At 56.9% G+C, this 13,704-nt stretch carries 9 protein-coding genes; 6 read left to right on the forward strand and 3 right to left on the reverse strand.

Going from position 1 to position 13,704, the window contains the following annotated elements; translation table 11 throughout:
- Positions 1-213 precede the first annotated feature (213 nt).
- Together NVV94_RS16715 and NVV94_RS16720 are read left to right on the forward strand one after the other, a co-directional pair.
- Positions 214-969 carry an endonuclease/exonuclease/phosphatase family protein gene (locus tag NVV94_RS16715; protein ID WP_258447727.1) on the forward strand — a complete coding sequence of 252 codons (756 nt, stop codon included), beginning with the start codon at positions 214-216 and terminating at the stop codon, positions 967-969.
- 316 nt (positions 970-1,285) lie between these two features.
- A complete protein-coding gene (locus NVV94_RS16720; RefSeq protein WP_258443499.1) occupies positions 1,286-2,356 on the forward strand; it encodes an autotransporter outer membrane beta-barrel domain-containing protein in 1,071 nt (356 codons plus the stop codon).
- 46 nt (positions 2,357-2,402) lie between these two features.
- Here NVV94_RS16720 and glgB read toward each other — a convergent pair whose 3' ends face one another.
- Genes glgB through NVV94_RS16735 form a run of 3 tightly spaced genes read right to left on the reverse strand, consistent with a single transcriptional unit; the run spans position 2,403 to position 9,989 of the window.
- Positions 2,403-4,631, reverse strand: a complete 2,229-nt coding sequence (gene glgB / locus NVV94_RS16725; protein ID WP_258443500.1) for a 1,4-alpha-glucan branching protein GlgB — start codon at positions 4,629-4,631, stop codon at positions 2,403-2,405.
- Positions 4,632-7,952 (reverse strand): maltose alpha-D-glucosyltransferase, encoded by a 3,321-nt coding sequence (treS, locus tag NVV94_RS16730; RefSeq protein ID WP_258443501.1) that lies wholly within the window; start codon positions 7,950-7,952, stop codon positions 4,632-4,634.
- A 12-nt stretch (positions 7,953-7,964) separates the two neighbouring features.
- The gene (locus NVV94_RS16735) at positions 7,965-9,989 is read right to left on the reverse strand and encodes an alpha-1,4-glucan--maltose-1-phosphate maltosyltransferase (protein WP_258447728.1); all 2,025 of its coding nucleotides are present in this window, start codon (positions 9,987-9,989) and stop codon (positions 7,965-7,967) included.
- 409 nt (positions 9,990-10,398) lie between these two features.
- Here NVV94_RS16735 and NVV94_RS16740 point away from each other — a divergent pair, with 409 nt between their 5' ends.
- The 4 genes from NVV94_RS16740 (at position 10,399) to NVV94_RS16755 (ending at position 13,673) form a co-directional block, all read left to right on the forward strand.
- On the forward strand, positions 10,399-10,689 hold the full coding sequence (locus NVV94_RS16740) for a hypothetical protein (RefSeq protein WP_258443502.1): 291 nt from the start codon (positions 10,399-10,401) through the stop codon (positions 10,687-10,689).
- 294 nt (positions 10,690-10,983) lie between these two features.
- Complete coding sequence (locus NVV94_RS16745; protein ID WP_258443504.1) at positions 10,984-11,190, forward strand: hypothetical protein; 207 nt, start codon at positions 10,984-10,986, stop codon at positions 11,188-11,190.
- A gap of 63 nt (positions 11,191-11,253) precedes the next feature.
- On the forward strand, positions 11,254-11,511 hold the full coding sequence (locus NVV94_RS16750; protein WP_258443505.1) for a hypothetical protein: 258 nt from the start codon (positions 11,254-11,256) through the stop codon (positions 11,509-11,511).
- A 962-nt stretch (positions 11,512-12,473) separates the two neighbouring features.
- Entirely contained in the window at positions 12,474-13,673 is a 1,200-nt protein-coding gene (locus tag NVV94_RS16755; protein ID WP_258443507.1) for a YcaO-like family protein, read from the forward strand.
- The last annotated feature ends 31 nt before the right edge of the window (positions 13,674-13,704 follow it).

Below are 13,704 nucleotides of genomic sequence, written 5' to 3' on the forward strand. Positions count from 1 at the left end.
TCGATTTGTGGTGGATTCATCGCTGGCAAGCCAGCTCCCACAGGGTCAGCGGCTGGCTCGGCTTTTTTGTGGGAGCTGGCTTGCCAGCGATGCGATCGCAAGAGCACCGGAACTGCCCGCTCGAAAACCAGTCGGAATAATTACGGGGATTGTTTCCGAGGACCGACCGTGATTTCCGAGCCAGCCGCCAGCACCATTGACCGAGATGCGCAAATGCAGCCCCCGGACGTTCATCGCCTACGCGTATTGACCGTCAACACCCACAAGGGTTTCACCGTCTTCAATCGCCGCTTCATCCTCCCGGAGCTGCGTGAAGCCGTACGCAGTACCGGCGCCGACGTCGTCTTTCTGCAGGAGGTGCTCGGCGAACACGAGCGCCACGCCTCGCGCTTCAACAACTGGCCGCAGACCTCCCAATACGAATTTCTCGCCGACAGCATGTGGACCGACTTCGCCTACGGTCGCAATGCGGTCTACCCGGACGGCCATCACGGCAACGCGCTGCTGTCCAAATACCCGATCGTGCGCCACCGCAACCTCGATGTTTCGATTACCGGCCCCGAACGCCGCGGCTTGCTGCATTGCGTGCTGCAGGTACCGGGGCACGATGAGGTGCATGCCATCTGCGTGCACCTGTCGCTGCTCGAAAGCCATCGTCAATTGCAACTGGAACTGCTTTGCCGTCTGCTGGACGCCTTGCCCGGCGGCGCACCGGTGATCATCGCCGGCGACTTCAACGACTGGAAGCTGCAGGGCAATGTCACCCTGACCCAGCGCGACTACCTGCATGAAGCCTTCGAACGCCATCATGGCCTGCTGGCCAAGACCTACCCGGCCCGATGGCCGCTGCTGCGCCTGGATCGCATTTACCTTCGCAATGCCAGCAGCCACGAGCCGCGGATTCTGGCAAACAAGCCCTGGACCCATCTATCCGACCATTTGCCGCTGACGGTCGAGGTCCATCTTTAAAATCATTCGGCATAGTACCGGGGGTTTAAAGAGTGCCGAGGGCTATGGATCTCAGATAAGCAAGCCTTATCAATAGCTTGCATCAGAAAAATTGCAACTACCTTCTATCGCACAAATTCTTGACGCAAGGCCAGTCCTCTCCTTGACTTCAAGTAACAAACCTACTCGCACGAGTACTCTTTCCAAGCCTCTAGCACGAGCCTTTGGCGGCTGCCCCGCGCTTGGTCTGCTGGCTTCGGCCGCCCTCTGTTTTTGTAGTACAGCCGGCGTGTCTCCTGGCCAGAACATTGGCTGTTATTTTCAGAGGAGCTCTGCCATGAAAAGAACGTCCGCTCTCTTTGGCCACGAGTTCGCTTTCTACGCGCTGTCCACCTCGCTGCTGCTGACATTTCCCGTAGAAACCTTTGCGTTCGGGCCCGCCGAAGAAGCCCCCTTCTCGGCCACATCACTGAGCATGCCGCAGTTTACCCTCAATACTCCCAATGCTTCGGGCCTGACCTTCCAGGCCCTGGGCTCTTTGCAGGATCGCCTGGCTCAACGCAACGCACTGGAAAACACCAGTGTCACCGCCAGCAACCTGAGCCAGTTCTTCCCGATCGACCTCAAACCCGGCAGCGCCGGCCCGCTGGAACGACGTTTCGACGAGACGCACAACACCATGCAAGTCAGCCCGGACCTGTTCATCCGTGAGTCGGGCGCCAACACGCACCGTGCAGGCTTTTTCGTCGGCCATAACAGTTTGCAAAGCGGCACCGACGGCATCCGTCCCAGAAGCAGTGATGGCAAGGGAGCGGTCAAGCTCGAAGGCGAAAGCCTGGGCGTCTACTGGAGCATGAACCACGATCAGGGCTGGCATGTGGATGCCGTGGCCATGGGTACCCGCTTCGACAGCAGCGGACGAACCGACAACGGCAACCGTATCGATGGCAATGGCCATGCGCTGACCTTGTCGATCGAAGGTGGCTTCCCCATCGGTCTGAGTGAAAACTGGGTGTTGGAACCGCAGGCACAGTTGATCAACCAACAGTTTTTCCCCGGCGCCCAGGATACTTCCAATGTGATTCAGGCCTACGACTCGATGCCGACCTGGACCGGTCGCGTGGGTGCACGCCTGTCCGGCCGCTATGAAGTACGCGGAATGCCGGTCGAACCCTATGTGCGGACCAACGTCTGGCACGACTTTTCCAATGGCCAGAACCTCTCCCTGGACCAGGTCGACAAGATCAGCAGCGGCCGCAAATCCACTACCGTGGACTTGGGCCTGGGCCTGGTTACAAGGGTTTCAACAAAAGTAAGCCTGTTCGTCAGCGCCGACTACAGCGGCAATGCCGACGACAACGACTTGAACGGCCTGATCGGCAACCTGGGAGTGCGCGTGAGGTGGTGAGCCTCACACGCTTGACGAGGGCGTGTCGTTCGATGACACGCCCGGGCTAGGCCTCGGGACGCAGGATCAACACCGCCAACGGCGGCAGGTTGAGCGACAGAGACAACGGCTGGCCATGGCTGGGCGTTGACTCGGTGGCCACGCCACCGCCATTGCCAAGGTTGGAACCTGCATAGATTTCGGCATCGCTGTTGAGCACCTCGCTCCAGCGCTCGGCGAAAGGTACGCCGATCCGATAACCATGACGCGGCACTGGCGTGAAGTTGGCCACGATCAGCAAGGGCTCACCGCTTATGCTCCAGCGCAGCCAGGCGAACACGCTGTTGGCCGCATCATCGCCAATCAGCCACTGGAAGCCTTGCGGCACACAATCCTGCTCATGCAGGGCTGCCTCGTTGCGGTACAGGCGGTTCAGGTCACCGACCAGCTTCTGCACCCCCAGGTGTTCAGGGTACTGCAGCAGGTACCAGTCCAGCTCACTGTCGTGGTTCCACTCGCGCCACTGACCGAATTCGCAGCCCATGAACAGCAGCTTCTTGCCCGGGTGCGCCCACATGAAGGTGAGGTAGGCGCGCAGGTTGGCGAACTTCTGCCAGCGATCGCCCGGCATCTTGTCGATCAGCGAATGCTTGCCATGCACCACCTCGTCATGGGAAATCGGCAGGATGAAATGCTCCGAGTAGGCGTAGATCAGGCCGAAGCTCATTTCGTTGTGGTGGTGGGCGCGGTGGACCGGGTCGTTCTGGATGTAGTGCAGGGTGTCGTGCATCCAGCCCATGTTCCACTTGTAGGCGAAACCCAGGCCGCCCTGTTGGGTCGGCTGGCTGACGCCGGGCCAGGCGGTGGACTCTTCGGCGATGATCAGGGCACCGGGTACTTCCAGGGCGACCACATCATTGAGGTGGCGCAGGAAGTCGATGGCTTCCAGATTCTCGCGCCCACCATGCCGGTTAGGCACCCACTCGCCGGCCTTGCGCGAGTAATCGCGATAGAGCATCGAGGCGACCGCATCGACGCGCAGCCCGTCGATGTGAAAGTGCTTGAGCCAATGCAACGCCGAAGCCAGCATGAAGCCGTGCACTTCGGTGCGCCCCAGATTGTAGATCAGGGTGTCCCAGTCCTGGTGGAAACCCTCCTGTGGGTTGCCATATTCATACAACGAGGTGCCGTCGAACTGGGCCAGGCCGTGAACATCGGTAGGGAAATGCGCTGGCACCCAATCCAGGATCACACCGATGCCGGCCCGGTGGCAGGCATCGACGAAGGCCGCGAAGTCCTCGGCCGAACCGTAGCGCGCACTCGGCGCGAACTGCGACAACGGCTGATAACCCCAGGAACCGCCGAAGGGGTGCTCCATCACCGGCATCAATTCAATATGGGTGAAACCCAGTTTCTGTACATACGGGATCAACCGATCGGCCAGTTCGCGCCAGTTGTAAGGGCGCACCACCTCGCCGGTATCGTCGACCTCGCATTGCCAGGAACCGGCGTGCAGCTCATAGATCGACAACGGGGCGTTGGTGCGGTGATGCTCGCCGCGGGCCTGCAGCCATTGCTGATCCTGCCAGTCGAACTGCAGGGGCTTGGCGACCTTCGAGGCGGTGTCCGGTGGCAGGGCCGTGGCCAGGGCCATCGGGTCGGCCTTCAAAGGCAGGATGGTCTCCTTGCCGAGGATTTCATATTTGTAGGTCTCGCCGGGTTCCAGCCGCGGGATGAAAATCTCCCAGACTCCCGACGGATGACGCAGGCGCATCGGGTGACGACGGCCATCCCAGATGTTGAAATCACCGACCACCGACACCCGCCGCGCGTTCGGCGCCCAGACCGCGAAACGCACCCCGTCAACGCCATCGACCTGCATCACCTGGGCCCCGAGGCAGCTGCTCAGGTCGCGGTGATTGCCCTCGGCGAACAGATAAAGGTCCATCTCGCCAAGCAGTTGGCCGAAGCTGTAGGGGTCTTCGCTGACCTGCTCGCCTCCGGCCCACTGGATCTTCAGAAGGTACGGATGGGCCGTTGGAAAATGCCCGACGAACAGACCCGGTACCTCGCCCTGCTCCAGGGCACCGATCGGTTCGCCATTGCCGCTTTCCAGCACCTGCACACTCAAGGCATTGGGCAGATACGCACGGATATATTGCCCGCCTGCACCATCACCGTGCGGCCCGAGGATCGAAAAGGGGTCACGATGTTCGGCCCGTACCAGCGCCTCAATGTCGGCCTTGTGCGGGAACGCCCCGCTCTGGACCCTGGCTTGCTCTCTGTGCGCATTCATCTACTGCTCTCCCCACGTACTCAACAACCCATATAAACCATGCAAAGGCACGGCCAGCCAGCTCGGGCGATGCTCGGCTTCGTAAACAATTTCGTAGACAGCCTTTTCCAGGCTGAATAATTCAAGGGCGGCGCTCTCCCCGCCGGCATCGTTCCAGGCGTGCGGCAGGCTGGCGGTCGCCAGCCCGTAGGCCTCGATAAAGGCATGCCGGGAGTCATGCAAATAGTGCTTGGCAACCCGTTGCCGGGCCTGCTGCGCCTGCAGCGAGGTATCGACGCTCTGGGCATTGCGGATGGCCATGGCGGCAGCGTAGTCGAACGAACGAAGCACCCCGCTGACGTCCTTGTAGGGGCTGTATTTGCCGCGGCGCTCGTCCAGCGGGCGCGCCGGCTCACCTTCGAAGTCGATCAGGTAGGCGTCGCCCTGCACCACCAGCACCTGGCCCAGGTGCAAGTCGCCGTGCACGCGCATGATCAAGCCACCCACCGCCTGTTTGCACAGAGTGTCGACATGCCCAAGCAGGTCCTTGCGTCCACTGAGCAGCTCGTCGACCAACTCCTGGTCCTGCTCCTCCAGATCGCCACGGTGCTGTTCAAGCAGATGCAAGGCGCGTTCCACCTGCGCCCGAATGCTTTTGCTCCAGGCCCGGCTGTCCTTGACGGTGCTGGGGCTGGCGCTGAAATCGGGGTTGTTGGTCGGTGCCGACAGCAGCAGGTGCATCTCACCCAGGCGCTGGCCAAGCAAGGCAGCGAAGTTGGCCAGCTCCGCCAAAGCATTGGAGTGCTGCTCCTGCTCCGAATGAGCCGGGGCCATCTCGTCGCGGGTGGCGCGCTCCAGGTTGTTCTGAGTCCAGTCCCAGGCATTGCCCTGGTTGCTCAGGTAACCCTGGGCAATCATCAGCAGATGCGGCACGCCCTGCTCGTCGACGCGGCTGACCGCGCCGAGCAAGGCCGAGATATTGGCGAAGCCTGCGGCGGTCAGGTAGGCGCTCATTTCCAGTTCAGGGTGAATGCCACCGCTGATCCGACGAATCATTTTCAGTACCAGGCTGCCACCGACCACCACCGAACTGTTCGACTGCTCGGCCGACAGGTAGCGCACGGGCGCGTCTGCGCCCAGGCCAAGGTGCGCCAGTTGCTCGGTCGGTTCGAATTGCAGCTCGCCATCGTCGCCGGGCAAACGCATGCCGGCCTGCAAGCCCTGGATGATCGCTCGGATAAAGGTCTCGAGGCTGAACGCATCGGTGATCAACCCGACCTGGCGACCACGCCGCACGCGGGCCAGGGCCAGTTGCTGGGGCAAGGCGCTGCTGATCTGGTCCTCGGCCAGCAGGCCGAAGGGCAACTGATAGCGACTGCTCTGGCCGCCACTGCTGACCTCGATCTCGCTGAGCAGCACCGGATAGGTCGAGGTGTTGAATCGCACGCCGTAAACGATACGAACCTGATCGACACCGGCGTCCTTGCCGGCAAACCAGCGCCGCTTGGGCAGGTACTGCGGCAGGGTGCTGCTTTCCAGGGTAGTGCGCGAGGGCGCTTCGAGCAGTTCTTCAATACGCTTCTTCAGCACCAGCGTGGTGAAGTCCGGCATGCTCTGCGCCGGCTGCACATGCCAGCTGGGCATCTGGGTTTCCGGCGCCAGCAGGAACCAGTAGAAGGCATAGGGCGGCAAGGTCAGCAGGAACGGCAGCTGGCCGATCGGCGGAAAGGCGCTGCCACCGAGCATTTCCACCGGCACCATGCCCGCGTAGTGCGACAGCTCCAGTTCCGCCGCTTGCGCGGCACGCGAGACGTTGGCCACGCACAGAATGATTTCGGTCTTGCCGTCGGCGCCGGTGTATTCGCGGATATAGGCCAGGATCCGCCGATTGCTCGGCGACAGCATTTTCAGGCTGCCGCGCCCGAAGGCTTTTTGTTGCTTGCGCACGGCCAGCAGGCGTCGGTGCCAGTTCAGCAACGAGTGCGGATCGTGAGCCTGGGCCTCGACGTTGACCGACTGATAGCCGTAGAGCGGGTCCATGATCGGCGGCAGCACCAGGCTGGCCGGGTCGGCGCGGGAAAACCCACCATTGCGGTCGATCGACCACTGCATGGGCGTGCGCACGCCGTCGCGGTCACCGAGGTAGATGTTGTCGCCCATGCCGATTTCGTCGCCGTAATACAAAGTCGGCGTGCCCGGCATCGACAGCAGCAGGCTGTTGAGCAGCTCGACCCGGCGCCGGTCGCGTTCCAGCAAAGGCGCCAGGCGCCGGCGTATGCCCAGGTTGATCCGGGCGCGGCGGTCGGCGGCATAGAAGTTCCAGAGGTAGTCGCGCTCGCGGTCGGTGACCATCTCCAGGGTCAACTCATCGTGATTGCGCAAGAAAATCGCCCACTGGCAATTGGCAGGGATTTCCGGCGTCTGCCTCAGGATATCGGTAATCGGGAAGCGATCTTCCTGGGCCACGGCCATGTACATGCGCGGCATCAGCGGGAAGTGAAACGCCATGTGGCATTCGTCGCCATCGTTGCCGTGGGCGTCGCCGAAATACAGCCGGGTGTCTTCGGGCCATTGGTTGGCCTCGGCCAGCAGCATGCGGTCCGGGTAGTTGGCATCGATCTCGGCGCGGATCTGCTTGAGCACCTGATGGGTCTCGGGCAGGTTCTCGTTGTTGGTGCCGTCGCGCTCGATCAGGTAGGGAATCGCATCCAGGCGCAGGCCGTCGATACCCATGTCCAGCCAGTAACGCATCACTCCGATGACCGCTTTCATCACCTGCGGGTTGTCGAAATTCAGGTCCGGTTGGTGGGAGTAAAACCGGTGCCAGAAGTATTGGCCGGCGACCGGGTCCCAGGTCCAGTTGGACTTTTCCGTGTCGAGGAAGATGATCCGGGTGCCGTCGTATTTCTGGTCGTTGTCGGACCAGACATAGAAATCCCGGGCCTTGGAGCCGCGCTTGGCGTGCCGCGCCCTCTGAAACCACATGTGCTGGTCGGAGGTATGGTTGATGACCAGTTCGGTGATGACCCGCAGGCCGCGCTTGTGGGCTTCCTTGATGAACTGCCTGGCGTCGGCCATGGTGCCGTAGTCCGAGTGCACGGCCTTGTATTCGGCGATGTCATAGCCGTCGTCGCGTCGCGGCGAGGGATAGAACGGCAACAGCCAGACGGTGTTCACACCCAGTTCGGCGATGTAGTCGAGTTTGGCGATCAAGCCGGGAAAGTCGCCGATCCCGTCGTTGTTGGAGTCGAAAAAGGACTTCACGTGCACCTGGTAAATGATCGCGTCCTTGTACCAGAGGGGGTCATCGATAAAGGCCGCTGACCGGGACTTCTTAGCCATTGTCGATTCCTTCTAGAGGGCTTTCTCTATGCGCCAGATTCCGAACGGCAGCTGCCAGGGTTCGATGCGCATCCATTGAGTCTTGCCTTTCCAGGTCCAGTGATGCCCGGTCATCAGGTCTTCACCTCGGGTTTGGGCATCGTCGTCCAGGCCCAATTCCCAAAGAGGCAGTTCGAAATGCGCTTCCTGGGCGTTGTGCGGATCCAGGCTGATGGCCACCAGAATGAAGTTACCGCGGTCGGCGGTGCGTTTGCCGAAGTAGAGGATGTTATCGTTCCACACGTTGTAGAACTCGATGCCCAGGTGGGTTTGCAGGGCCGGGTTCTGCCGGCGGATGCGGTTGAGCTGGGCGATCTCGACAATGATGTTGCCGGGGGCGGTGAAGTCGCGCGGACGAATCTCGTACTTCTCCGAGTTCAGGTATTCCTCCTTGCCTGGCACCGGCGCCGACTCGCACAACTCGAACCCCGAATACATGCCCCAGAGCCCCGAGCCCATGGTCGCCAGCGCGGCGCGGATCAAAAAGCCGGCACGACCGGAGTCATGTAGATAGAACGGGTTGATGTCCGGGGTATTGACGAAGAAATTCGGCCGGTAGCAATACGACCAGGGCGGCTGGTTCAGTTCGCTGAAATAGCTTTGCAGCTCGGCCTTGGTGTTGCGCCAGGTGAAATAGGTGTAGCTCTGGGAATAGCCGACCTTGCCCAGGCGCGCCATCATCGCAGGTTTGGTAAAGGCTTCGGCGAGGAACATCACCTCGGGGTGCTGGCTGCGCACGTCCTCGATCAACCATTGCCAGAACGGCAGCGGCTTGGTGTGCGGGTTGTCGACCCGATAGATCTTCACGCCCTCCTCGACCCAGTTCAGGATAATGTCGCGCAGGGCCAGCCACAGGCTCGGTATTGCCTCGGCGGCGTAGAAGTCGGCGCTGACAATGTCCTGGTACTTCTTCGGTGGGTTTTCCGCGTAGCGGATGGTGCCGTCCGGCCGCCAGGAGAACCAGCCCGGATGCTCCTTGATCCAGGGGTGGTCCTGGGAGCACTGGATGGCGAAGTCCAGGGCGATTTCCAGGCCATGATCGGCGGCGGCGGCGACCAGCCGGCGAAAGTCTTCGCGGCTGCCCAGTAGCGGGTGAATCGCCTCATGCCCGCCCTCGTCACTGCCAATGGCGTAAGGGCTGCCCGGGTCGTCCGGCCCGGCCTGCAGGGCATTGTTCGGCCCTTTGCGGAAGCTGCGACCGATCGGGTGAATGGGCGGAAAGTAAAGCACGTCGAAACCCATGTCGCGGATCATCGGCAGGCGACGGTGCACGTCATTGAAAGTGCCATGACGCTCGGGGTCATCGGTGATCGAACGCGGGAACAACTCGTACCAGCTGGCGAACTGCGCCCGTTCGCGCTCGACCTCCAGCGGGAACTCATGGCTGCGGCTCAGGTAAGCGCGATGGTCGGCCATGGCCATCAGCTCGGCGGCTTCGGCATTGAGCAAGGTACCGACCTGGTCGTCCACCGGCATGGCCTGCAAGTCATCATGCAGCCGCTGCAATTGCCGCTGCAGGGCGCCCTCGCTGCGTTCGGCGTTTTGCAGCAACATAATGCGGCCTTCCTCGAGCTCCAGGCTGACGGGGACACCGGCCGAGTATTTTTTTTCCAGGTCGTAACGAAAACTGGCGAACTGATCGATCCAGGCCTCGATAGAAAACAGAAAACGGCCAACCTCCGGCACACTGAACTGGGCCTCCCAGCTGTCGTTGCCGCGATCGACCATCGGCACGCTGCGCCAACTGTCGCTGCGCACCGGGCGCCAGCGCAGCACCACCGCCAGCTTGTCGTGGCCGTCGGCAAAGACTTTGCTGGTCACCGTCACCATCTGGCCGGTGATCGCCTTGGCGGCATACAGCCCGCCTTCAATTACCGGTGTCGTGTTTTCAATCACGATACGTGGCAACAGCAAGGCCCTGGACAGCGACAAGGGCTGTTCGGCGTCATTGCTGCCTTGTGCTGCCTGGACTGCTTCAAAAGGTTCATCGACCGTCATCGAGCCTCGCTCCTCACGCCCCATGGACGCTCCTGTGCATGGATTACGCAGCGTTCACGCGCCAGATACCCTGGCAAACCCCGCTTAAGTTCCGAGCCGATGGCACGTTGAAAAGTTCAGATGAAATGACCACCGCCCTGCCCCGAGGAAAATCGAATCAATCGCCCTGCCTGTCGGTCCAACGTTTCGAAAGCCTTCATACCCCACTCGGAGGTCAGGCCCATGAACATTCCAATCCCGGCTGAAACGCCCGATCCGAATATCGACGACCCGACCGTCGGCGACCCGCCCAGCGACGATCCGCCTGTGCTGGGTTGAACAAGCAATAGCACAGCATAGTTGCGATTTGTGAAGAATATGACTGATTAGTCACGGTTTTTTTTCAAACGTCGCTGTTATCGCCAACGATATGGACTCGATTGCATGTAGCCGCTGCCGCCAGGCTGCGCTGGATCGCGCAGCGATCGCAGGATCCAGAATCATAGAAAGATCGGCATTGCGCATGCGCATGGCAGCGGTCAATCAAGCACCGCTGAAGGATGCGGCGAATGAAACGATCACATCGGCTGCCATTTCGCTAAGAATTTTCAATGCCATCCACTTTTTAACAAGCGTTAACATCCTAAAAAAGCAACCGCTCGTCGCCAAACTGCCCTCCAACCATATTTTTTCTGTTTATCCACACAAACGGCATTCATGAAAAACGCCACTTACAAATAAGAAAATACAAGCATAAAAACCCTCCCCTACTTACGAAAAGCCCCCAGCCCATTTCGTCAGAGCGATTTCGAGACACTTCTTACTTAAATATAAGAAATCTCCTAACAAAGTCTTCTAACGACACTTAAGACCTCCCCCAGACAATTCCTACCAAACAACCGACTCATAAAACACATTAAAAATTCGTCAAAGTTGACTCAATCAAAAACAACCACTAAAAAATCAACACCTCTTGAATAAAAGAGGGGATAGCAACATCAACAGGAGAGTGAAAATGGAACAAAATGATCTCGGTGAAATGCTACTCGATCTGGAAGGCTCAACCGGATTTTCCATGGACCTAGATTTTTTCGGGGGTTCGGGAGGAGCTGGCGGTTGTGGCGGCAGCGGCGGGTGTGGCGGTGGGGGTGGCTGCAGTGGAGGAAGCGGAGGCTCAGGTGGCAGTGGTGGTAACGCCATAATGAAAGAACAAAAATCATAACAACTAAAAAGGACATGCTCTTTTCGAAGCTCACATTGAAGAGAGCATGCTTATGGAAATCATATGCAGATCAGCATTCAAAACTATGAAATTCTTAATTTCGCAACCGATAAACTTATCGCATCGGAAAAAGGTATTACAAAAATAAACTCACCAAACTTATTAAGCGCTCTAACCGAAATTAAAGAAATTCAAAGCCAACCATTTGAAGAACATACCCTTGCTCAAATATTTCAAAAACACGAACTAAACTACCAACACACAGTTGACTTCCTGAAAAAAATAGTGCGCATCACTACGCACGAACACCCTGAGCATTAACACTGGGACTTATCACTGAACGTATAAAGCTTTATACCCGCCATCAGTCTCATAAAAAATTCCAGGACAATGCTATTGCATCATCATCAATCAATCTGAGCACAGGCGTTATCACTGAAGAGGTCTCGCCCCATTGGTCTATGTGTGAATGCCTGAGGATTAACCATGCCAACGATTCCGCATGATTATTATTTAAAATACACAAACTCCCAAGTTCTCTATGAAACACTACACTTTCACACTAAAGCAAATTTCACACTTCACGACGCTACTCGACATCTCTGCGCGCTACACAACATCCCAGACAACACTCTGAACGAGTTAACTGGAAATGAATTACGTCTATATCCAGACATGAATGCTACTTTAGAGAGCCTCAAGCTCTTGCCCCTCGACAACGAGAGTCCATTGTGCAGGAATGAGTCCAGTGCAATGTTCGATTCATCACCCATTGACTTTGACACGATCAAGCGTCTAATTAAACCATTTCTTCGCCGACCCAGTAGCAGCTATAAAAGAGGATATCCAAGTGGAGGAGCACTTTACCCTATAGAGATTTTTTGCTGCCATCTGTCCGAGCCCGATAAATCTTGGCCTTGCTCGGAGCGGGTACTTCATTTACTTCCTTGCTCACTTACCTTCGAAATCATACAACAAACTCAAGACATCAAACAGTTACACAAAGCCATCATCCCCAAGGGCAGTAACATTGGCAGCCCGAGCCTGGCAATTATATATGTCGCATACATACCAAAAACACTATTCAAATACCGTTACCGTGGTTACAGACTTGCACTTATGGAAGCCGGCTCTCTATACATGCTTGCTGACCTTCAATGTAAATCCCTTAAATTAAACAATCGGATATGGTCAGGATACACTGACCACATGTTATGTAAATCCCTCTCACTCAATCCGGCGTTATTCCTACCTCTTTGTGTTCAACTGATAGGAAGAGCAGTATGAACTTATTCAATATCGAGACATCCGCGTTTTACCCAGGATCATTATCCTATCAACCTTCAGCGATGACCGGACTACCTAATAGTATAGAAATAGGAAATTACTGGAGCATCCATGGCTCTGGGATTGGTGATGGCACGACTGCCCAAACAACTGCCCTCGGTGAGTTCTTTGAGCGGCGGCACTTCTATATGGAGGTCACAGCAGATTCTTCATCAACCCTAAGCGACGCGCTATGCAAAGAAGAAAGCAATGACTTCATTGCAGCATTTACTCAAACCTCCACTGAGGCTCTCTCTGAAAACTCACTCGTAACGCACGCATTCAATATGAGCACAGTGGTTCGGACAAAGGATTTCTCCACTTGCCTGATACCTACAGTTTGCCTTTCTCTCAGTTTTTTTGAAAATACTATGGACAATAGCATTTACCCTGCAAGAGACACATGTGGTTGCAGTTTCCACTCATCTGCAGAGCAAGCGATTTTCGGCGCAATAAAGGAATCCCTGGAGCGACAGTTCTTAACACGCTTCTGGATAACCGGGAATTGTTCAAGAATCATTGATAACTCTATAGGTTCTGACTGGCTATCCCATTCCACTGAACGTCATCTTTTTAAAGCTCTCTGCTGTGCGGGAGAAGTAACGATCATCGATATCACCGATGAAAACTTTCCTGGAACTTGTTTGCTTTTGGTGTACGGTTGCAGCGACCAAATGAGGAATGTCCAGTATTGCGCCGGAATGTCGTACAATAATTCACCGCAATCCGCTTTAGAAAAAGCTCTGCTTGAGCTTTGGCAAACATATCGATTTATTGATCGATTCCGTGAAACCTCAAGCACTCTAAAAGATATAGACGACCCTTATCTTATCCACTTCCTCAAATGCAACGAATTTAAAACCTATAAAAACATTATAGCAACCAACGAATCACTCCATTCTCCTCCTCCAGAAAAACACGAATTCAACGCTTCAACCCTTATAAACGAAATACGCAACAAAGAACTGAATGGATACCTATATCTAAGACCTCTAAAAATAATGGGTCAGTTTTTTTACTTTTGCAAATTCACCTCCCCCAACCTTTTTATGCACATGAACAATTCAAGCAATATCAATTTGAGCAATCGATACTCCAAAGCATTCAGTGAGTCATTCATACCAAACAGACTCACAACTATGGTGCCCTTCCCATGAACACCTCCACTCGTCCGCACCATTATGTTGC

It is taken from the genome of Pseudomonas sp. LS1212, assembly GCF_024741815.1.
In the GTDB taxonomy this organism is placed as follows: Bacteria; Pseudomonadota; Gammaproteobacteria; order Pseudomonadales; family Pseudomonadaceae; genus Aquipseudomonas.